This window comes from Acinetobacter sp. GSS19 (genome assembly GCF_028621895.1).
Taxonomy (GTDB): Bacteria; Pseudomonadota; Gammaproteobacteria; order Pseudomonadales; family Moraxellaceae; genus Acinetobacter.
Genome location: NZ_CP117520.1, coordinates 1,489,963 through 1,512,953 on the forward strand (window position 1 = coordinate 1,489,963; position 22,991 = coordinate 1,512,953).

Annotated in this window: 18 protein-coding genes and 1 tRNA gene; 6 read left to right on the plus strand and 13 right to left on the minus strand. The window is 44.2% G+C overall.

All coding sequences use genetic code 11. From position 1 onward, the window contains the following. Positions 1 to 357: 357 nt before the first annotated feature. Positions 358 to 540 carry an SUMF1/EgtB/PvdO family nonheme iron enzyme gene (locus PGW99_RS07185; protein ID WP_326518824.1) on the minus strand — a complete coding sequence of 61 codons (183 nt, stop codon included), beginning with the start codon at positions 538 to 540 and terminating at the stop codon, positions 358 to 360. Positions 541 to 808: 268 nt separating this feature from the next. On the opposite strand from PGW99_RS07185, the gene PGW99_RS07190 reads away from it, so the two are divergent. Beyond that, complete coding sequence (locus PGW99_RS07190; RefSeq protein ID WP_273776914.1) at positions 809 to 1,768, plus strand: lysophospholipid acyltransferase family protein; 960 nt, start codon at positions 809 to 811, stop codon at positions 1,766 to 1,768. A gap of 199 nt (positions 1,769 to 1,967) precedes the next feature. Here the strand turns inward: PGW99_RS07190 and PGW99_RS07195 are convergent. From PGW99_RS07195 to efp, 7 genes are all read right to left on the minus strand, one after another. Then, a tRNA-Val gene (locus PGW99_RS07195) sits at positions 1,968 to 2,044 on the minus strand. Between the two features lie 25 nt (positions 2,045 to 2,069). Next, entirely contained in the window at positions 2,070 to 4,094 is a 2,025-nt protein-coding gene (locus PGW99_RS07200) for a transglutaminase family protein (protein WP_273776916.1), read from the minus strand. Between the two features lie 2 nt (positions 4,095 to 4,096). Then, positions 4,097 to 5,017, minus strand: coding sequence for a DUF58 domain-containing protein (locus tag PGW99_RS07205; protein WP_273776917.1), 921 nt, complete (start codon positions 5,015 to 5,017; stop codon positions 4,097 to 4,099). Further along, the gene (locus PGW99_RS07210) at positions 5,018 to 5,977 is read right to left on the minus strand and encodes an AAA family ATPase (protein WP_273776918.1); all 960 of its coding nucleotides are present in this window, start codon (positions 5,975 to 5,977) and stop codon (positions 5,018 to 5,020) included. Positions 5,978 to 6,057: 80 nt separating this feature from the next. Further along, positions 6,058 to 6,360 (minus strand): YbdD/YjiX family protein, encoded by a 303-nt coding sequence (locus tag PGW99_RS07215; RefSeq protein WP_273776919.1) that lies wholly within the window; start codon positions 6,358 to 6,360, stop codon positions 6,058 to 6,060. A gap of 13 nt (positions 6,361 to 6,373) precedes the next feature. After that, the gene (locus PGW99_RS07220; protein WP_273776921.1) at positions 6,374 to 8,473 is read right to left on the minus strand and encodes a carbon starvation CstA family protein; all 2,100 of its coding nucleotides are present in this window, start codon (positions 8,471 to 8,473) and stop codon (positions 6,374 to 6,376) included. 193 nt (positions 8,474 to 8,666) lie between these two features. Beyond that, positions 8,667 to 9,236: an elongation factor P gene (gene efp / locus PGW99_RS07225; RefSeq protein ID WP_273776923.1), complete on the minus strand. Its 570-nt coding sequence runs from the start codon at positions 9,234 to 9,236 to the stop codon at positions 8,667 to 8,669. A 70-nt stretch (positions 9,237 to 9,306) separates the two neighbouring features. Between efp and epmB the strand changes: the two genes are divergently transcribed. The 3 genes from epmB to PGW99_RS07240 are packed head-to-tail and all read left to right on the plus strand — an operon-like array spanning position 9,307 to position 14,193. After that, the gene (epmB, locus tag PGW99_RS07230) at positions 9,307 to 10,323 is read left to right on the plus strand and encodes an EF-P beta-lysylation protein EpmB (protein WP_273776925.1); all 1,017 of its coding nucleotides are present in this window, start codon (positions 9,307 to 9,309) and stop codon (positions 10,321 to 10,323) included. A gap of 13 nt (positions 10,324 to 10,336) precedes the next feature. Further along, positions 10,337 to 12,088 carry a GTPase gene (locus PGW99_RS07235; RefSeq protein ID WP_273776927.1) on the plus strand — a complete coding sequence of 584 codons (1,752 nt, stop codon included), beginning with the start codon at positions 10,337 to 10,339 and terminating at the stop codon, positions 12,086 to 12,088. Next, positions 12,070 to 14,193, plus strand: a complete 2,124-nt coding sequence (locus tag PGW99_RS07240) for an EAL domain-containing protein (RefSeq protein ID WP_273776929.1) — start codon at positions 12,070 to 12,072, stop codon at positions 14,191 to 14,193. The genes PGW99_RS07235 and PGW99_RS07240 overlap by 19 nt, the downstream gene beginning before the upstream one ends. A gap of 72 nt (positions 14,194 to 14,265) precedes the next feature. On the opposite strand, the gene rpmE is transcribed toward PGW99_RS07240, so the two are convergent. From rpmE to PGW99_RS07260, 4 genes are all read right to left on the minus strand, one after another. Further along, positions 14,266 to 14,493 (minus strand): 50S ribosomal protein L31, encoded by a 228-nt coding sequence (gene rpmE / locus PGW99_RS07245; RefSeq protein WP_273776931.1) that lies wholly within the window; start codon positions 14,491 to 14,493, stop codon positions 14,266 to 14,268. Between the two features lie 191 nt (positions 14,494 to 14,684). Next, positions 14,685 to 15,662: a bile acid:sodium symporter family protein gene (locus PGW99_RS07250; RefSeq protein ID WP_273776933.1), complete on the minus strand. Its 978-nt coding sequence runs from the start codon at positions 15,660 to 15,662 to the stop codon at positions 14,685 to 14,687. A 160-nt stretch (positions 15,663 to 15,822) separates the two neighbouring features. Further along, complete coding sequence (gene gloA, locus PGW99_RS07255; RefSeq protein ID WP_273776935.1) at positions 15,823 to 16,224, minus strand: lactoylglutathione lyase; 402 nt, start codon at positions 16,222 to 16,224, stop codon at positions 15,823 to 15,825. Between the two features lie 19 nt (positions 16,225 to 16,243). After that, positions 16,244 to 18,391, minus strand: a complete 2,148-nt coding sequence (locus PGW99_RS07260) for an AmpG family muropeptide MFS transporter (protein ID WP_273779464.1) — start codon at positions 18,389 to 18,391, stop codon at positions 16,244 to 16,246. Between the two features lie 183 nt (positions 18,392 to 18,574). Here PGW99_RS07260 and PGW99_RS07265 point away from each other — a divergent pair, with 183 nt between their 5' ends. After that, positions 18,575 to 21,208, plus strand: coding sequence for a Lon protease family protein (locus PGW99_RS07265; RefSeq protein ID WP_273776937.1), 2,634 nt, complete (start codon positions 18,575 to 18,577; stop codon positions 21,206 to 21,208). A 62-nt stretch (positions 21,209 to 21,270) separates the two neighbouring features. Here the strand turns inward: PGW99_RS07265 and grxD are convergent, their stop codons facing one another. Further along, a complete protein-coding gene (grxD, locus tag PGW99_RS07270; protein ID WP_273776938.1) occupies positions 21,271 to 21,612 on the minus strand; it encodes a Grx4 family monothiol glutaredoxin in 342 nt (113 codons plus the stop codon). 163 nt (positions 21,613 to 21,775) lie between these two features. Here grxD and PGW99_RS07275 point away from each other — a divergent pair, with 163 nt between their 5' ends. Next, entirely contained in the window at positions 21,776 to 22,990 is a 1,215-nt protein-coding gene (locus PGW99_RS07275) for an aspartate aminotransferase family protein (RefSeq protein ID WP_273776939.1), read from the plus strand. Position 22,991: the final 1 nt, after the last annotated feature.

Here is a 22,991-nt window from a genome sequence, read left to right on the forward strand (position 1 = left end):
CTTCGTATTAAAAATTATGGACGGTTTTTCACGGTTCTAAATCCGAAGTGACTGATACCTAAATCTATTTTCTGTGCATCCCGTACTGAAACACGGTGTAGTGCTGACTATAATTTACGACACAAAGATAAGATCAAGCTTTGATGGTGCAACAGTTAAAGCAAGGCAAATATTGTAAGCGTCATTGTTGCATGCTTATATGGTCATCATGGCTTACCTTAAAAGGAATTTTGGTGTATTCCTAATATTGCAAATCATGTCGTATAAACCAAAAGGATGGGCCGTAAAACAACCAGCCGGGGCAACTCAATAACCCCTTGTTTTTGCTAATTTTGATAAGTAAGGAAGTTTCCTTTGCTAGACATTGACATGTTGCAAATCTGCTAAGACCTCATGTTCGCGACTAAAAGTTTTTGCAGCATGTTCCCATTGCTGTTCTGTCGATAATTTTCTTCCCAACCCGTCAACATAAGCTAAAGCATCTTTGAGCGTAAGCATGAAGACTGGTTCATTCGGCTGAATTTTGCGTTGTGCTGCCAATCTCCAGTAATGTTTTCAATTGGCTTACTGAAGCAAAGACCATCAAGCTCATTCTGCCACTGCATATGGAGATTGCTAAAATACCACTATTCTCCTTAACATTCCGCTTCAGTCACACATGCCGTTGCTTCGATAAAACTCTGCAATTCGGCATTCATTACTTGTGTGGCATCCATGCCCCGATAAGAAATCCTGAAGTGAGCACCCTATTTAGATTACACTAACAGCTCAGCCTTCTTTTTCTGACCGCAAGGTATCCTTTCTTTTCATGCCGACTTCTCATTCGAACAGCTTAAATTATAAACTTCTTAAATTGGCCGGTCGTCAGCCTATCCAAATTTTACGTTTTTTCGCCCGTGTGCTTGCAAGACTGATTCATCATTTACCGATCTCCAATACTACCCATAGCATTGCCATGAACTTGGAGATTGCACTTCCCGAGTTATCGGAAAAACAACGTGAACAGATCACCCGCCGTGCAGCTAAAAATGAAATGTTGTCTTACTTTGAATTCTTAAGCATCTGGGGGTCTAACCATCAGAAAAATCTTGATCGCCTGCATAATATCCATGGTGAAGCTTATTTTCATCAAGCCTTAAAAGCCAACACGGGCCTTATTATGGTGGCACCTCATTTTGGCACATGGGAAATCATCAATAGTTGGTGCTCTCAATATACGGCGATGACCATTTTGTATAAGCCAATTAAGGAACCAGCAACTGAACAATTTGTACGTAAAGCTCGTAGCCGTGAACACTCACATTTGGTCCCAACAAATGACAGTGGCGTGCGCGAGATTTTTCGGGCATTAAGAAGCGGAGGAACGACTATTGTTCTTCCCGACCATACGCCCAAGCTTGGCGGTGATTTAGTGAACTATTTTGGCATCCCGGTTGCTTCGAGCCATTTGACAGCTAAATTGATCCAGAAAACCAAAGCAAGTGCCTTATTGGTTTATGCACTACGCAATGATGCGGGCGGCTTCGATCTATATTTTGATCCCATGAGTGAGCAGATTTACACGGTTTCAGCTGAACAGGGTACCCGGATGATTCATCAAACGATTGAGCAGCTGATCCAACGCTATCCTGAACATTATCATTGGAGCTATAAACGTTTTAAAGCCAATCCTGAATTGGCCAATATTTACACGCTTCCACGGCGGCAAGCTAGCGGCATCATCCAAGAACTCCAAGCAAGCTTAGCAAATGATACGAAACCAAGCTAAAAGATAGCTATTAATGTCCCTGCTCCATCCAAGAGTGAACAACTGATATAAAAATTTTAAATTTTTTTCCTTAGAGTTTGTTTAGGAATTATCAACACAACGGAAATATTTAATTCCCCGAAAATACCCCGAAAGAACCCCAAATAAAAAAGCCCACGTTTTAAGGTGGGCTTTAATATGCTGATTTAACAGCTAATTTTGGTAGGCATATCCAGACTCGAACTGGAGACCTCTACGATGTCAACGTAGCGCTCTAACCAACTGAGCTATACGCCTAAAGTGAATGCATCATATTCATTTTTTATTTTTCTGACAAGGTTTTTCTCACCTGCCTTAACACAATTGTGCAGTCTTTAAGCATTTTTTTTAGTTGCACGATATCATCTGAATCCATCTGTTCCATAAAAACAATTTTTTGGTAATGCTGAATCAACCGTTGAAATAAGGATTGCTGCATTTCAGGACAATATTGCATCAAGCGTCGCATCCACTGTTCAAAGGTTTCACTCTGCTGTTTTTGCCAAACACGTGGTAAGCATTTAGAAAAGTTCATTATCAAACGCTGAACCATAGGTAAACGCTGTCTTGCCCGCAGCTTTAAAATCACAAAATAGAATAAAGCTAAAGCAGCTCCTCCGAAGAGTAAAACAAGCACCGTGCTATATAATGAGTGAAGTCCCAATCGCGACAGCCATTGCTTTTGGGTCTCGCTGTCATAACCAATAACATTACGTTGCCATTGATAACTTGCGTAGTCACTCCAGATTCTCAGATTTTTGAGCAAGGCAAACTGCTGGTATTTCCAAGCATTTGCAGATTCAGAACCAAAAATTTGCTGATCATTCTCAATCAACTCCTGCATTCCCTGATCAATTCGCTGCGGCGCAATCAAAGCGGTGGGATCAAAACTTTGCCAGCGTCCATTCAGCCAGACTTCGGCCCAGGCATGTGCATCCAGTTGTCGAACTTCCCAACTTTTAGCATCTAGTGCCAATTGCCCACCCTGATATCCCACCACGACACGTGCAGGAATACCGGCATAGCGCATCAACATGACAAAGCTCGAAGCATAATGTTCACAAAAGCCCTGTCTTGACTGAAAGAGGAACTCATCAATTCTCTGCTCGCCCAAACGTCCCGGATTTAAGGTGTATTTAAAACCCTGCCGCTGATACCAGCGCAAAATATTGTCAATATAACGATGTGGATCAGAACGACTTTGGCTCAACATCTGTTGGGCTAATCGCTGGGCATGCAAGTCTTTCCTTGCCGGATAAGCCGTATTGATTTTATGCTGAAAATCATTAAATACATTAAAATCCTGCCCAGCTGGCAATTCAGGTCCGATCCAACGTAAACGGATCGGTTGGCTACGCTGCAGAGTGCGTAATGGTGTAATCCCTCCATCTTGTCTGAGCTGAAAATTAGACTCTAGCGGTTGCGACTGTTGCAACGCAGGAATCCATATTTGCCGTTGATCAGCCGGTAATAATTGATATTCAAAAGATTGAGCCGTCGAGTTCTGCGGAGAATTATGCTGTTGTGGCTGGCTATTCAGCACATGACTGGTCCAACGCGCCCCATCATATTGATCCAATGCCAGAGCACGCCAATACATTTCCGAGCGTGGCGGCAAGCGTGAAGTATCCGTGATAATGCGAAACGCCAAAGCACTAGATTGAGACAACTCTGCAATATCGCCCGGAGACATCTGATCACTGATCCCGGTCACCCCTTGCTGATTTTGTATGGGAATATGCCAGAGTGGTGGCAAGCGCGGAAAGAATAAAAATAATAAGATAAAAAAAGGGATTGCATAAGCGCTAAGCTGCAAGATGCGTTTTGCATCCTGTTTAAAGTTCAGTGTACCCAGATGATCGGTAAATTCCGCCTGCTGTAAACGATACAAGCCCAATAAACAGCTCATTAAACTGGTCAGTATCAGCAAGGCCATCCAGACCGACTGACTGTATAAAAACAGACTGGCACTCACGAATAAAGCGAAATTGAACAGAACAATCACATCACGTGCAGTTCGGGTTTCAAGTGCTTTAGCAAACAAAATCGTGGTGAGTAGTGCAACGCCCGCCTCTACACCGATAAACGTCTGATACTGTAGATAAATTGTGGACAAACCCAAACCCAGCCAAAGTATCTGTAGCACTTTAGCAATCGGTTGATGATACGAGTAGCGATAACGCCAGCTCAGCAGAATCACAATGACTGCGAGACCAATGCTCAGCAAAACAGGTGCGAAAGCCACTTGTGCAATCAACACCAAGCTAAGGCTCAGTAAAATGGAAAACTGAACAGATCGATGAATCATGATTATGCCTGTGCGAGTGCCAGAAGTGCCTGTTGATAATGTTTCCGCCCCATTCCTTCAGCCAGTAACTGCTGAGGTAGTCGAATCTGATAAGGCTGTCGCTGCTGTTCACACAGTTCAATCAGTTCCATCATAAAACTCAATTTTTGCTCATGATCAATACCAGGCATTTGCTGATAATCAATCACTTGATGGTGCTTTTCACGTTCTGCTTCAAATACCTTGACCAGCATTCCTTGCCCACGTGCAGCCTGTTTCCAAGATACTGCCTGATAGGGATCGCCTATTTTAAAATCCCGCAGTTCAAAGAATTCATCCAACGCATGCTGATCCGGATCACTCGCATGCTGTCGCAGATTCGTCATACTTTGCGGCTGAGGTGCAATCCAGATCTGTTCAGCTGGATACAAGTAAGTCCAGGCTCGTACCAAACCCAAAGGATACAGGGAAAACACCCGAATCTGAGGTAAAGGAAAGGCACCGCGCTGCTGTGGAAAAAAATGCAAGGCTATTGTCTGTTCACGCTGTTTTAACAACACTTTATGTAGCTGCTGTTCCGTCTGAACATATAAATAGCGTGGTGCAATCATGGCCTGCTCAAACTGAATTTTCACCTCTAAAGGCTGGCCGGCACGCCCAACTTCTGGATAAATCATTTCCAACTTTAAACCATGCAACTGTTTAAAGGTCCGATAAAAACTGATGCATAACACAGCACTGATAAAAAAACAAAATCCCAAAATCAGGTTGTTGGCATAATTTACCCCCGCAATAAAGGTGATCAAGATCAGTACCAAGTACAGATAACCCTGCTGGTAAAGAAAAATTAAAATATCATTTTGTTTGAGCATCTTATGCTTATCGATACGAAAACGTTTAACCAGCCATTTTTGTATCAGTGCAGAGGAGAACAGCGGTTTCATTTAGCAAGCTGCCACAGCATCGAGTAATTTCAGGATTTCCACTTCACTGATGCCCATACGGTGCGCCGCAACGGCTACGAATACTGCTTGAACATCATCCGTGGTCACGAAGGATCGCTTCTCGACCAGAGCATAAGCTTGTGCGGCTTTTTTCAGTGCCAATAACCCTCGTGTAGATAAACCATGCTGTTTTTTCCGGGTTGCTGAGGCAAGATCCAGTAAATAGTCCAGCACCGCTTCACTGAGATAAACCTGCCGTACCATCTGTTGCAATTGAAGAATATCCTGCTGCTTAAAGATCGCCGTCAGCTGCGACAACAAGATTTGGCGAGTGTCTTGCTGCAGTAGTATTTTTTCTGCTTCGCGTGAAGGATAGCCAAGTGACAAACGCATCAGAAAACGGTCAAGTTGTGACTCAGGCAACGCATAAGTACCACTTTGATAAAGTGGGTTTTGCGTAGCAATCACCCAAAATGGTTGAGGTAAGGTATAACGCACACCATCAACGGTCACAAAGCCTTCTTCCATGGCTTCGAGTAGTGCACTCTGCGTTTTAGGGCTACAGCGGTTAATTTCATCGGCCAGTAAAATCTGGGTAAAAACCGGTCCCTGCTTAAACTCAAAATGATGTTCTTTCTGGTTAAACATGTTCACCCCAATGACATCACTGGCCAGCATGTCATTGGTAAACTGAATGCGCTGAAACTGCAGACCGGCCAAATTCGCCAAGGCACTGGCAAGTGTGGTTTTACCCAAACCCGGCAAATCCTCAAATAGCACATGTCCACCTGCCAGCAAGCAGGTGAGCGCCAATTTGGTCTGTTCAGGTTTGTCCAAAATAATGGAATTAATCTGCTGTAAAAAAGTATCAATAGCACTTTGAAAGGCTTCAATCTGCTCAGTGAGCACGGACATTTGTTGATGAATTTCTGGCTTTTGAGCCTTCGTTTTGCTCCACATCACATTTGTCTCAATGTTAAAAAACGGCGTATGCCTAACATACACCGTTTTAATTTTTTTCTAAAGAAATCAAAAGATTTCTAGCATGGGCATTTCTTCATTCCGCCTTTGGCAGATGGGTAACGTGCATCTACACAATGGCGAAAAAAAGTCTTGACGTCCATAGGCACCAAATCGGGATGATGATTACGCATATGTTCCAGATAAGTTTCATAATCAGGAACACCCACCATCAAACGGAAGCTCTGTTGTAAACGTTGCCACAACGTCGCAATACGTGACCAGTTTTTGGGCGACAACAAGAGATCTTTCTGTGCCATTACGGTCATTTTGATAATTTTTACAATCACCGCCTGACCACTTTTAGGAATTTTGAACAGCATGTCATGCTCCTAATTAATGGTTAGAGGGTTTTTGCAAGGTTGCTGGATCGACATACACCGCTTCAGCTTCATGTACAGTCGGCACTTTGCTCGCCAATGCACGGCGAATCACACCAATCGATGCAAACACCATAACGATCGCCACGATCATAAAGAAACCACACAATATGGCATTGATCTGATTCGACAATGCCACCGTTTGCATTTCTGCCAGTGATTTTGCCGGAGCCAGTAATTCACCACGTGCCATCGCATCCGAGAAACGATTGGCCTGTGCCAAGAAACCAATTTTAGGATTTTCATGGAAAATCTTTTGCCAACCGGCAGTCATACAGGTAATGAACAAAAAAATCGTCGGGAGAATGGTGACCCAGACATATTTTTCTTTCTTCATTTTAAACAGAATCACGGTACCCAGAATCAACGCCATCGCGGCCAACATCTGGTTACCGATACCAAACAATGGCCATAACGAGTTAATCCCGCCTAGCGGATCAACCACGCCTTGATAAACGAAGAAGCCCCAACCGGCTACAGCCACTGATGTACCCACCAAGTTACCAAAGAATGAGCCTGAATGTTTCAAGGCTGGAACAACAATACCGACCGTATCTTGCACCATGAAACGGCAAGCGCGGGTACCCGCATCGACTGCAGTAAGAATGAATAAGGCTTCAAACAAGATGGCAAAGTGATACCAGAACGCCATCATCGAACGGTTATTGAAAATCTCGGAAATGATATGTGCCATCCCGATTGCAAAGGTCGGTGCACCACCCGTACGGGATAGGATTGAGCTTTCACCCACTTCTTTGGCCAACAGAGCCAAGGTATCAGGCGTAACGACAAAGCCCAAGTTACGTACCGCTTCTGCTGCACTTTCCACAGTGGTGCCAAGCACAGCCGCAGGCGCGTTGATCGCAAAATAAATGCCGGGTTCCAGTACTGTGGCACAGATCATCGCCATGATGGCAACAAAGGACTCCATCAACATACCGCCATAACCGATCATTCGAATATCGGCTTCAGTATTCACCAGTTTCGGTGAGGTCCCACTCGATACTAATGCATGGAAACCAGAAATCGCACCACAAGCAATGGTAATAAACAGGAATGGGAACAAACTACCCGCAAATACCGGGCCTGTACCATCAATAAAATGGGTGACGGCCGGCATTTTCAGCTCAGGTAAAGCCACCATGATCCCGATGGCCAAACCGGCAATTACCCCGATTTTCAGGAAGGTCGACAGATAATCACGTGGAGCCAATAGCAGCCAGACAGGTAATACAGAAGCAATAAAACCGTAGATAATCAGACACCAGGTCAATTGTGTGCCGGTTAAGGTAAAGAACGGCCCCCAGTAAGGATCCGCGGCCACTTGGCCACCATACACAATCGCCAGCATCATCAGCACAAAACCGATGATCGAGACTTCTGCGATCTTGCCTGGACGGATGAAACGCATATACACGCCCATAAACAAGGCGATCGGGATGGTTGCAGCAATACTAAACACACCCCATGGGCTATGTGCCAAGGCTTTCACGACTACCAACGCCAACACGGCCAGAATAATGATCATCACACCTAAAGCACCAAGCATGACCACAATCCCGGCGAAAGAGCCCAATTCTTGTTTAGCCATTTCACCGAGCGAGCGGCCATCGCGACGTGTTGAAATAAACAGCACCAAAAAGTCTTGCACGGCACCTGCGAGCACCACCCCAGCCAATAGCCAGATGGTGCCAGGCAAATAGCCCATTTGTGCAGCGAGAATCGGTCCTACGAGAGGTCCAGCACCAGCAATCGCAGCAAAATGGTGGCCAAAGAGTACATATCTGTTGGTCGGCACATAATCCAGACCATCCATTAAACGGTGGGCTGGGGTCAGGCGTCGGGCATCCAGTTCGAATACCTTATTGGCAATAAATAAACTATAAAATCGGTATGCAATGCTATAGATACAGATCGCGGCCAGTACCAGCCAGACGGCGTTGACATGTTCACCACGGCTAACTGCTAAAATCCCAAAGGAAATTGCACCGACAATGGCGACTAAACTCCAGATCAGTTTTGAGGGGAGAGTAGATTTCGTTTGAATCATGTTCATAGAAAACCTCATATTTTTAATTTCTTGATGATTTAAAGCAGCTCATTTTTATTATTCGTTTTCTGCTGTTTGTGCTGACTCTACTCCTGATATCTTATTTTTCAACCAATACTTTGGCATAAAAAAGGGATGATTGACATCATCCCTTACCACATTAGTCGTATTTTAACTCTGCGGTTTTATCTTTTTGTAATCAAGCGCGTTCGAGGTATTCACCAGTACGGGTGTCTACGCGTACGCTCTCTTCTTGCTGAACAAAAAGTGGTACACGTACAACAGCACCTGTTTCAAGTTTCGCTGGTTTACCGCCACCGCCCGAGGTATCACCACGAACACCTGGATCAGTTTCTACGATTTTCAACACGACGAAGTTTGGCGCACTGACATTTAACGGCACACCGTTAAACAGCATGATCGTGCAAAGCTCGTTCGAGTCGTCTTTTAACCATTTTGCAGCATCACCCATCGCAGTTTTATCTGCAGCGATCTGTTCAAAAGTGACAGGATCCATGAAGTTCCAAAGTTCGCCATCGTTGTACAAGTAGTTCATTTCTACTTCTACGATGTCAGCACCTTCCAAACTGTCGCCAGATTTAAAAGTTTTTTCAAGAACTTTACCTGTTTTCAGGTTACGAAGTTTCACACGGTTAAATGCTTGGCCTTTACCTGGCTTTACATATTCATTTTCCATGATTGAACATGGGTTACCGTCAAGCATGACTTTAAGACCTTGCTTGAATTCATTTGTAGAATAATTGGCCATGACTGGCACACTCCAAACTTACTAACTCAAATCTAATAATGCTAGACTAGCATTATTTTTAACGTGTGGCATGATAAACTATTTATATCAAGAGCAAAACTGGCAATCACAACTCAGTGACCTGATTACTGACCCGCTAGAATTACTCACGACGCTTGAGCTATCACCCGATGACTTATTATCGGGCGCGATTCTGGCTTCTGAACAGTTTAAATTGCGTGTGCCACGTGCATTTGTCGGAAAAATGAACATTGGCGATCCTTATGATCCGCTTCTGCTGCAAGTTCTTCCTCATCACCTCGAACTAGAAGATCATCCTGGCTTTGTAACGGATCCGCTCGGTGAAGAAGCAGCCAATCAATTTCCCGGTATTCTACATAAGTATAAATCGCGCTTCTTGCTGACCCTGACAGGGGCATGTGCTGTACATTGCCGTTACTGTTTCCGTCGCCATTTCCCCTATCAAGAGAATCTTCCAAAGCGCGAAGACTGGCCACAGATGAAAGCTTATATTGAAAGCCAGCCCGATATTAATGAAGTAATTTTAAGCGGTGGTGACCCCCTTACCTTATCTAATCGCAAACTTGCCGAGTGGATTGAACGACTTGAATCCATCGCGCAAATAAAATTTTTGAGAATCCATTCACGGGTTCCGATCGTAATCCCCAACCGTGTCGATAAAGAGCTGATTACGCTGTTAAAAAACAGTAGGCTACGTATTATTCTGGTGATACACTCAAACCATCCAGCTGAGTTAGATGACTTCACCTGCTCCAAACTTTCTGAGTTGGTTCAACATCATATTACGGTATTGAATCAGGCAGTATTATTAAAAGGGGTGAATGATTCAGCCCCAGTCTTGGTAAATTTAAGCTATCGCCTGTTTGAGGCAGGGGTGATGCCCTACTATTTACACGTACTTGATAAGGTGAAAGGGGCACATCATTTCGATTTATTGTCATCACAGGTGAATGACATTTATCGTGAAATTTTAGCGAATCTACCGGGGTTTTTGGTTCCTAAACTGGTCAGGGAAATAGCGGGCGAAAAGAATAAAACACCGCTTTTTGGGGATTCAACTTTTTGAGTTTTACAACAATATGATGAATAGTGCGATTTCGGATACTTTTCAGACACCTACCGCTTTAATACGCGACCATTTAAGTTTTTCCGGTACCTCCGTGAAAGAAGTACAGGACTGGATTTCTTCGTTGTCTATTCTTCAATTGGGTGACTCATCTAAATTGCTGTTTAATGCCCTGATCGAAATCTCTGAACTCAAATGTGCGGAAACCTTGCGTTTTGACCTGATCCAGGTCTTGCACCATAGTATTGAAAATGTGCTATTAAGTTTGGAAAAACATTTTTCCAATCATGCCTTGATCAGTTCAGACCGGAATGAACATATTATTGAATTGGCGATGTTGCTGCGCAGTTATTTCGCCAAGATCTATCAGGACATTACCCTGCGCAGTCACGATCAGTTACAACATCAGAAATTTTCCCTGTTTGCCTTTAGCCAAAAGAAAAATTTACAGACTGCACGCTCCCTGGCAACTTTTTATAGTTTGCGCCAGTTTGCAGGCCTACTCTATCAACAGCAAATGTTGTATAGCAGTGCCTTACCAGGTCAATGGCAAGCTGCCCATCGACTCTATAATCTGGCATTGGAGCATGACTATTACAACACCAGCCTCAGTCAAATTAAAGAAAGTGCACATGGCCTACAGAATATTGCTCAAGCCTATGCTCAATTAATCCTATTGGATATCTTCAACACGCACCAAATCCGTCCGTCAGAAATTAATGCCTTGTACGAATGTACTTTTGATTGGGCCCGTCTGATTCAACTTTCAACACGAGAAAATAATACGAGTAAATATCTGGTCGATACACGTACAGATGAACGACCGGTATTCAATAAAAAGCAAAGCGATGATTTTCAGGCCAATCTATTCATCAGCACACAAAGTCTACTCGAGCATATCAATAACACCTTAGGTAAAAATCCAGAGTACCTTTCAAAGAATGAAAAACTGTTCCTGAGCCCTGCATTAAAACACCATGTGCAAACTATTCTCGATAATGATCACATCGAACGTCAGCATGAGCGTTATGAATATTCAGCACAGTTACAGTTATGTTTTAGCTTGATGACTGCACATTTTTACATGTCAAAAGCGAAAAATTTTTACGAAACGCTAGAAATCAGCACACGCTTTGACAGGTTGAATGAATCACGAATGCTGGCAGGTTGGACAGATGCGAGCACTTCAGGCACGGCACACACCAAGTTACTCGATCGAGAAGCAAAACAGATTTATCAGGCTGACGTGATTGATATTAGTGCCAATGGTTACCGCATTAAATGGACCGGTGAAACGCCAAAAAATCTTCGTACCGGTGAATTCATTCTGGTTCAGGAAAATAACCAAGGAAAATGGCGCTCTGCGGTCATTCGCTGGATTAAACAAGCGGCTGATAAAAGTTTAGAGCTTGGCATAGAAATTCTGGCGCAAGAGATTTATCCTTGTGCAGTGCATATCAAGCCAGAACGACATCTAGATAACTACCATCCCGCGCTGATCTTACAAAATGAACAAGATGGCCTAGTGAAAACCAGTCTGGTTCTGCCGGGTTCACAAATGTTTAAAGATCAACAAACCATTTATTTACGTCTCGGCAAAGAAGAAATCAAAATCTATCTACTGAAGACACTGGCAATCACACAAAGTTTTGTCCAATTTGAATTTGAATTATTAAATGATCAGCAGCAATCTATTGTAGATCAGTTTATCCACCAGAAGGCCGATGAATTGAAAGATCATGATTTATGGGAATCATTAAAATGAGAAACTCTTTACTGTCGAAAAAGTTAAAGCGTACAGAAACTCGCTTACTCATTATTGATGACAACCAGATTCGTTATAACCAAATTCTTGAGTTGCTGGATGCTAAAGGCCATCAGGTTAAAGCCTGCTTACTCGACGATATCAAAAGCTTTGAAAAACAGCTGCACAATGTCTGGGATGTGGTAATTTTTGGTCGTGCCTATGACTTGAAAGTTGAACAGGCGATTGCCTTGATTCAGGCGTCAAAACAACCGCACCTCCCCGTCTTGATGCTTAAACCTGAGGATTATCAGTTCGAACAATATATGACCTTTATCAATAAAGGCATTTATGATCTGGTCAATCTGGATTACAGTGCTCGTTTTTATATCGATGTCATTCGTGCCTTATCTTATAGCCGTCTGGTACAAACCCAACAGCATCTAGAAGATGAACTGGAAAATGCCCAGTCACAAGCACAATCCTTAGTCGAAGACAGTAATAAGGCTGTTGCCATCATCCAGGAAGGTATCCATTTACAGGCAAACCCTGAATATTTAGCTTTATTTGGCTTTAAAGATGAAGATGAGATTATTGGCCTCCCCCTATTAGATGTCTTACAACCTGCAGATCTAAATGATTTTAAACAGCGTTTTAAGAAAATTTCACAGGGTCAATTTGATCAGGCATGTTTTGAGATGCATACACGCCAGTCTCAGGCAGCCAGTAAAAATCCTTTACATATCGAGTTCTTGCCTGCTGCTGAAGAAGATGCTTTACAGCTGACGATTGATTGTGGCACTGCAAGCAATTACGCTACGCCACATTCCAAAACCACCGAAGGATCTGAAAAAAGCGTTCTGCAGCAACCTGCGAAGACCTATCAACACATTAATCGCACCTTGCTCAACCAGCCCGCGAATTGTAATGCATTGGTTTCAGTTTCATTAGCCACATGTCCTAATGAAATTTTCCATACCAATCTCAACACGCTGCAAGGTTATTTCCACAACATCCAAAACTTCCTGAAAGAACAGACTCACTTACCTGTCTTTAAAATCGAAACGGGACTTTTTGCTGTACTGGTGCAGGCTGAATCAGCTTCGGTATTAAAATCGCGTTTAGCAGGCTTAGCCGCCCTAGAAAAACCGCAATTGTTGGCTGTAGGCAATAGCAGTTACCCACTCCACTTAAAACTGGGTTATGCTGAATTAAAAAGTGAACTGGGCAATGAAGATCAATTGGAAGAATTGCTTAACCGCGCCTTCCATAACAGTCTGGCAACCCTGACTCAAGCATCGGATCTTGAATTATCCGCCAAACTTGAAACGACTCCATTAGGTTTTGAAGCCGATCCACAACTCTTGGAACAGCCAACAATTTTGCAGGCTTTACAGCAAAGACTGGAAAGTGGTGATATCCGGCTAAAATATCAGCAGCTGTATGATAAATACGATACTAATTTGTATACCTATGAAGTCACTAGTGGTTTCATCTATGAAAACCAATGGCACAATTTAGCCGATTTTAGAGAATTGGCGGATGATCCAGAACTGTCTATCAAAGTCGATCGCTGGGTATTGGTAGAGGCGTGTAAGCAACTCCATAACTTTATTACGCAGTATCCTGAGGCTAAACTAATTGTCAATCTGAATTCTCCGATCCTGCTAGAAGATCCACAATTCCCACAACTCGTGGAAAAACTGCTGACCATTGTGGGCAGTCGCGTTAGCCATCCATTGATTCTACAATTCTCGGAAAAAGCACTCAACCATGATCTCCCTCTCGTACAGAAACAGATACGGGTATTACGCCAGCATGGTGCTGAGATTTCATTGCGAGATTTCGGAATGTCGATGTACAGTGACTCCTTCCTGAATCAGGTCGAGATTAATTATCTGAGCTTGGATAGCCGCCTGTCTACCATGCTGGCAGACGATGCGCAAGTCGAACAGCTGCAAGAGAAAATTGCCAACTTCCTGATTATTCGTCCGGTTGAAATTCTACTTTCCGAATTAAATGATATGAATCTGTTCGCAAATGCCTGGAATGTCGAAGCGCGTTATTTGCAGGGTGACTATTTCCAGAAAAAACTCGATCATTTAAGCGATGTGCAAGATCATTAAGATCTTGCCAACCCAGATAAAAATGCAGAGACAAAAAAACGGGCGAATTGCCCGTTTTTTTCATTTTGAGGATTAACCACGTTTGATAGAACGTGACATACCTGCAAAACGTTGTTTGAACTTGTCGATACGACCGCCAGTGTCGACGTTCTTTTGCTTACCAGTATAGAACGGGTGGCATGCTGAACATACGTCAAGATAAAGTGTTTCTTTACCTAAAGCTGAACGGGTTTCGATCACGTTACCACATGAACAAGTTGCAACAAGTGTTTCGTATTTTGGGTGAATATCGGCGCGCATCGTCGATTACTCCTAATTGAAGAAAGGCTTAAGCTGTCATCGCAATTGATCACTCCCAAAATTAGGGGAAAAGGCGAAAATTCGCAGATCAACACCACAACAGACCATTCTTTTGGCCCACCGAGGTTCTAAACCAGAGCTAAGCACAACAAGTGGCACGCATTATACGTGAACTCCTGCCAGATTGCGAATCATTCTATAGATGAATCTGAGGATTTCGACCAGGCATTGGCTAATATGCCACACACCATCAACTGGATCTGGTGAAAAATCATGATCGGCAACAATAGAATCCCGAGAGGTAAACCCATAAATAAAATTTGCGCCATAGGAACGCCACTGGCCAAAGTTTTTTTGGAGGCACAAAAGAAAATCGTTTTCTGATCGGCAAGGTCAAACCCAAGCAATCGCGCACACCAAAAAGCCAAACCCATAATCACGGCCAGTAAAACCGAGCAAACCAGAATCAGCACGAACAAAGTCGATAAGTCCACTTGCTGCCATAGGCCATTGACCACTGCACCGCTGAAAGCACCATACACCACCAATAAAATCGACCACTGATCAAAATTTTTCACTAAATTCGGAAATTTTTGCATTTTGGGATAGATCCAAGGTCGCATCAATTGACCCAAGACAAAAGGCACCAGTAACAAGCCAATAATCTGCAGAATCGCCTGACTCGGGTCATACTGTGGCGTATTACTCCCCATAATAAACAAGCTCACCAGCAATGGAGTAATCAACATACCAATAATGTTGGAAAAAGAGGCACTACAGACGGCTCCAGCGACATTGCCTTGTGCCATAGAGGTAAACGCGATGGAGGACTGCACGGTTGAGGGCAAGAAGCATAAAAATAGAAAACCCCAATACAGCATTTGCCCCAATAAAGGTTCCAAGATCGGTCGAGCCAAGAGCCCCAATCCCGGAAACAAAGCAAAAGTAAACAGGAAAATAATACTGTGTAATTTCCAGTGGAATAATCCCTCACGGATCGCATCACGTGATAATTTGGCGCCATGCAAGAAAAACAGCAATGCAATTGCACTGGTAGTGAGTACAGAAAAATACTCGGCCGCCTGCCCGGAAATCGGCCACAGACTCGCCAGCAAAACCATTACAAACAATAGAATGGTAAAACGATCCAAAGCCAACAATTTCAACATGACATGCATCCTGCATTTCGATAGTTAATAAAAAGCCCAGCAGACGAAATTCACCAACAGGTCAAATTTCGTCAAGCTGAGCTTAGGGGATTCGGACTGAACTTTCAAGAAAATCAAGCAGAATCGAATGATCTCTTAATCATCCAGTTCAATCGCCTTATTAATTATTGCGGGCATTCTCATCTTGCTGAATCAGCTCGACTTTATAGCCATCCGGATCCTCAACAAAGGCAATCACGGTGACGCCTCCTTTCATGGGCCCTGCTTCACGCACCACTTTACCACCACGGGCTTTGATCTCTTCACAGGCTTGGTAGGCATCCTCGACAGCGATCGCAATATGGCCATAACCATTACCGAGGTCATAACTTTCAGTATCCCAGTTATGCGTCAATTCCAGCACAGTTGTGCTGTCCTCATCACCATAACCGACAAAAGCCAAGGTAAAACGCCCTTCTTCATAGTCACGCTTGCGTAATAAGCGCATACCTAAAACTTCAGTATAAAAAGCCAATGAACGTTCCAGATTCCCCACACGGAGCATGGTATGTAACATACGCATTATCTTGTCCTCACTCTCTCTAAACTTGCTGTTGTTGATGTTTTGCCAGAAGGCGTGCGACCCAGAGAATCAAGATCAGGATCGGAATTCCCATCAGAGTGGTCATCAAGAAGAAGCTTGGATAACCGATATGGGTCACAATCGTCCCCGAATAACCGCCTAGAATTTTCGGGGTCAAGGTCATCAAAGAGCTAAAAATGGCATATTGTACTGCGGTAAAAGATACACTGGTCAGGCTAGAGAGGAATGCAATAAAGGCTGCTCCTGCCAGTCCAGATGCTAAATTATCCACGATAATGGCAAAATACAACCAAACACTGCTATAAGGCTTGATGACTTTCCCTTGAAGTTCAATATCCTTCTGATCTGCTTTCACAAGTCCTAGCGGCTGTATATCCACATCGAGTCCGGTCGTTTTCGCACTACCACTCTGATATTGCAGGGTTTGGGCTTTTAAGACCTGGCCTTGAGCATTAATCACCTGCGCTTTTAACTGGTGGGAGTCTGAAGCTGCAAGTTGTTTTCCATCAACCGCAGCGCTCCAGATACCAGCATCATCCACGGTAGCATCGAATTTTTTACCATCCAGCCACACTTCTATTTTTTCGGAACGTGCGGTATCCAGACCAAAGACCTGTCCACGAATGACCAGACTTTTTTCAGCTTCTTGTGTATCAACCCGATTGTCGGAAGTCACAGGTAAGATCTGTAATGCAAGTCTGGAATCACCCGATTCAGTTTTCAAATAAGGTAAACGGACATTCATCCTTTGATTCGGCTGATCCGTATAGGCTGCATGCACTTCAAGATGATCCGTCTGCAATAATTGTTCAGCTGGGATTTTCAGTTTCCAGTATCCGACCTCATCGGCTGTCGTACGGTAATGTTGCTCGCCGATCTGAATCTCAACCGGTGCTAAAGCATTGCCTGATTTTACCAAACCAATAAAAATCAGATTGGTTGAACTGGCCAGGATCGCACCGATCAACATGATTTTCATAATGTTAAAACGCTGAGCCAGCAAACCACCCAGAAAACCACCAATCAAGGTAAAGATCACCCCGTAGACTTTTACCGCTTCGGCAATTTGTTCCTTACTGAAATTTAAATCCTGATAGAACACATTGGAAATCACACCCGCGATAATGTCAGAAATACGGTAAAAACCAATCAGCAATAACAAAACCAATGCCAGTTTCAGGCCATAACGCTGGAAAAAATCCTGAATCGGGTTAATCCAGGTCTCATGTGCCATCTGCTGATTCACCACTTTAGCCTTAACCAACAGTGATCCCAGCACAAGTGCCACCAACGCTGAACCAATAAAACGAACGCTCTCTAGCAAAAACTTTAAAAAGGTATCGCTAATTTGTGCGGCTTCTATGACTGCCTGCACCAGTCGATCGGAATAGATATAGCTCAGAACAAAACCAGCAACCGCGACCAGAAACACCAACACCAGACGGAAATAATCGCTGCGTGCATAGGTTTTATAAACTCGTTCGACCTTCGGTTCACGAATGATGAATGTCGTGATGACACCAACCAGCATCACCGCCGCCATGCTTAAATACGTGTATTTCCAGGCCTCATAAATATAGTTGCCTTTCGCAGTACCGAGATACGCTGCCAAAAATAAGGCACCTGCCCCTGCAACGATCATCCCGATACGATAGCCTGCATTATAGGTCGAGGCCAAAACCGTCTGCATTTGCGTCTCTGCCAGTTCAATCCGGTAAGCATCAATCACAATATCTTGGGTAGCCGAAGCAAAACCCAACAATACCGCTCCGATAGCCATCTGAATTAAGGAACTTTGTCCTAAGGCAGGATTGGAAAAGGCCATAATGCCGATGGCAAGGATAATCAGCGATTGGGCGATCAGTAACCAGGCACGACGCCGACCAAGACTGCGGGTGAGTACAGGAACGGGTAATTCATCGATTAACGGTGCCCAGACAAATTTAAATGAGTAACCTAACGCGGCCCAGCTAAAGAAAGTGACGGCACTTTTATCAATACCGGCTTCACCGAGCCATAAAGACAAACTGGAAAAAATCAGCAGAATGGGAATACCGGCAGAAAAACCTAAAAACAGCATAATGATCGCACGGCGATCCCAAAAGGCCGTAAAGGCGTTTTTCCATCCTGTTGATTGTGTGGTCATCCGCGTCTGTTGTTCCATGATCTTACAAAGATTGTTATTCAAACCGTTAATCACAAATGTTGCAACCCGATTTGTGCAAGGATTATTTTATTTTGTTGATAAACCGGACGGCTCGCTTGATATTTTCGGTTAAACCTGTATACCTTAAAATCTATTACGCAGCTTCAGTTTTGGATTTTCACAGTGACGCAAAGACTCGACCAGATGACTTGTTCTTCCACCCCCGCTTTACTTCCCCAAATCGCAAAAAATATTCAGGAAAATCCTTCTGCATTTGAGCAAGCCGACATTCAGGGTACATTACAAAAAACCGCATTACACAATAAACAACTCACCCATATCCCTAACCTGGAAAATATTCCTGCTTCAACCAAACGGATTAAACCATTAAATAACTTTCTCGGTCAGGATCGTGCGAAAGCCTCAGTAGAAGCAGGGATCTCATTACCTTATTCCGGCTACAACATTTTTGCTGTCGGTACCGCAGGTCTTGGTAAAAGAACCATGATTCGACGTCTGTTACAGCAGCATGCCAAGAGCATGCCGACCCCAGACGACTGGGTCTATGGTTATAACTTTCAAAGCCCGCGTCAGCCAATTGGCCTATGTTTTCCAGCAGGTCAAGGAAGCAAATTTGCCGATCTACTGCATCAAACCTGGCAAACCTTACTCAAGCAGCTCGAACGCCGTTTTAGTGCAGAAACCTATCACAATAAAATTGAACAGATCCGCCAACGTACCGGCACGGAACAGCAACAAGCGTTGATTGCGATCACTAAGGAAGGTGAAGCACTCGATTTGAAACTGATTTCACGTCAGGAAGAACACTGTTTTGTTCCTGTTCATCTTAAAAATGACCAGATGCAGGAAATGACACAAGATGAAATCAATGCTTTAAGTAGTAAAGAGCGTGCCGAAATCGCCGCCAATATCCGCTATATGGATAAAAAGCTGGAACGTCTCGGTTTACATCTGGGCGATCTCGAAGATGATGCTCGTGACCGTGTCTTTGACCTCAATCGTGATATTGCAAAGCAGGTGGTACTACCACGGATCGAGCAAATTCTGAATAAATTCAGTGAAGTTAAAGGCTTAGAGCAGTATCTAAAACTGTATGCTCAAGACATCATTGACCATGTAGAAATGATTCTGGATCAGGAAGAAGATGATTTCTCTCCGGCGATGTTTAGCCGTATTCCCGCGCGCTATCAGGCGAATGTCATTGTCAGCAATAAAGCTAACAGTGGTGCACCGGTTATTTTTGAAGACTTTCCAACCCACTACAATTTGTTAGGTCACGTTGAGCAACTGACGCATAACGGTACTATTACCACGGATTTCACCCTCATTCGTGCGGGTGCCTTACATCGTGCCAATGGCGGTTTTCTCATGCTCGAAGCTGAGCAATTATTGGAACAACCGTATGCTTGGCAAGGTCTGAAACGTGCACTGAAATCGGGTCAGTTAAAGCTCTCTTCGCTAGAACATATGCTTACCCTGACCGGTAGTATTTCGATTGAACCCCAGGCCATTCCACTGAATTTAAAAGTCGTTTTGCTGGCCGAACCGGAAATTTACTATGAAATTCTGGAACTAGAACCTGAACTGGGTAGTATTTTTAAAATCCGGGCAGATTTTACTGATACCCTGCAACGTACAGCAGAAAATGAACATGCTTACATGCAGCTGATCGCTGATTATGTACAGGCAGATAAACTGTTGCCGTTTGACCGTTCTGCACTCGCTGCCCTGCTAACCGATTCAAGCCGTCAAGCTGAAGATCAGAGTTCACTCTCCCTGCATGCGCTGACTTTGGGGGACTTGATCCGTGAATCGCATCACCATGCGGTACAGGCAGAAGATAAAATCGTCTCGGCCAAACATATCAACACAGCCTTACATAACCGCCAATACCGCTTAGGCTATTTGCGTGAATTGTATTGGCAGGATCTGTCAAGTGGAACTCAGCTCATCGAGACACGTGGCCACCGCCTCGGCCAAATTAACGCCATTTCTGTGATTCATTATGCGGATGTAGAGTTTGGCTTGCCATCGCGTTTGACCGCTTCTGTCTATCAAGGCGGTGGAGATATTCTGGATATAGAACGTAGTGTAGAGCTGGGTGGTTCATTACATGCCAAAGGTGTGTTACTGATGGCCAGCTTTCTGAAAGCCCACTTTGGCCGTGAACAGATTTTGCACTTCTCGGCTGCATTGGCTTTCGAACAAAGCTACGGACAAATTGATGGCGACAGTGCCACCGTTGCTGAACTCTGCGCCCTCATTTCAGCCATTAGCCAAATCCCGATTGATCAATCCTGGGCAATTACCGGCTCTATGAACCAGCTTGGCCAGGTGCAGCCGATTGGGGGTGTCAATGCCAAAATTGAAGGCTTCTATGATGCCTGCAAACTGCAAGGTCTAACCGGTAAACAAGGCGTCATTATTCCGCGCCAGAACATGCAACATCTGATGTTACGCCAGGATGTGATTGATGCCGTACAGGCCGGACAGTTCCATGTTCATGCCATTGATACCATTGATCAGGCACTGGAAATCCTGATGGCCCGCCCTGTTGGCACCCTCAACAAGAAAGGCCGTTATAGCAAAAACTCGATCTATGCGGCTGTGATGGAGCAACTGGAATACTGGCAAGCAATCGAAGATGGTGCTGAACTGGAAGAAGAGCCGAAGAAAAAGAAAAAAAAGAAGAAAAAAAAGAAAGCAGATGAAAGTGCTCGTCCGGATCAATCACTGAATGCAGAACAGAAAGCGAGCGATGAAAATACCAATCAGTCTGCAGAACTGGTGAATTGAATCAGTCAAGCCCCATAAAAAAAGCGCCTGATCAACAGGCGCTTTTTTTGACTGTAAGCAAATTATGCTTCAGGTGCTGCACTATGTGCTTCGATCAATGGCTTGAGTTCGCCGCTCTGGAACATTTCAAGCATGATGTCGCTACCGCCAATCAACTCACCATTCACCCACAATTGTGGGAAAGTTGGCCAGTTGGCAATTTTTGGTAAAGTTGCACGAATATCTGGATTTTCAAGAATATTCACATAAGCAAACGGACGGCCAATCTGACTGAGCGCTTCCACAGCACGTGCTGAGAAACCACATTGTGGAAATTGCGGCGTACCTTTCATGTAAAGGAGTACAGCATGTTTAGCAATTTGATCGCGAATTAATGCTTCAGTATCACGTGCTTGTTCAGTCATAGAAAGATCCTCAACTCATCTGCGCGCATTATACCTAAAACTTCGGCAAACAGGACCAATCGCCACGATATTTCTGTTTTAATTTTACATTTGGGCTTTTATTCTGAGGCAGATTTTGCTTATATAAACTTTTTCTAGTCACTTAACAGATAAGAGTTCTGTCATGAATCATATCACCCTTGCTCCGGTACAACCTGATCAACCATCTCATTTGATGCCAACTTATGGCCGTCAACCGATCAGCTTTGTACGAGGACGAGGTGCTTATCTTTATACAGCAGATGGCAGTGAATACCTAGATGCACTCACCGGGATTGCCGTATGCGGCTTAGGTCATGCCCATCCTGTGATTGCAGAAGCGATTGCTGAACAGGCAGCCACCCTGATTCATACCAGTAACCTGTTTGAAATTCCATGGCAAACGGCCGCTGCACAAAAACTGGCTGAAGTCTCCGGTATGGAAGAGATTTTCTTCTCCAACAGTGGTGCGGAATCCAATGAAGGTGCAATCAAAATTGCACGTAAATATGGCCACCAACAAGGCATCAGCCATCCTAAAATTATTGTGGCAGAGAAATCTTTCCATGGCCGTACCCTTGCGACGCTTTCTGCGACAGGTAATGCCAAAGTGCAGGAAGGTTTTGCTCCACTCGTAGAAGGTTTTATCCGTGTGCCTTTTGGCGATATCGAAGCCATTCAGGAAGCAGCGATCCAGCACCCAGACATCGTGGCGATTTTGATTGAACCGATCCAGGGTGAAGGCGGTGTCAATACTGCACCACAAGGGTTTAGCTATCTTGAAGACGTCCGTCAGATCTGTAACCAGCACAACTGGCTCATGATGCTGGATGAAGTCCAGACGGGTAATGGCCGTACCGGAAAATATTTTGCCTATCAGCATACCAATATCGTGCCAGATGTTTTAACCACAGCAAAAGGATTGGGTAATGGTTTCCCGATTGGCGCGGTCATGACTCAAGGACGTGCTGTTGGCGTATTGGCAGCAGGCAACCACGGTTCAACTTACGGTGGTACGGCTTTGGGTTCGCGCGTAGTCTATACCGTGATCGACCTAATGCAAAAAGAAAACACCATGGAAAATGCCGCTCAAGTGGGTCAGTACATCGTGGATCAACTGCGTGAAAAACTGGCAGTCCAGAACGTGATTGTTCGTGGTTTCGGCATGATGATCGGGATTGAACTACCAAAAGCTTGTGCGGAACTGGTGAATATTGCTCGTGATCAGCAAAAACTCATTATTAACGTAACCGCTGGCAATGTGGTACGTCTGTTGCCGCCATTGAACATGACCCGCGAACAGGCTGACGATCTTGTGCAGCGTCTGGTTCCATTGATCCAGGATTTTCTTGCAGCCTAAT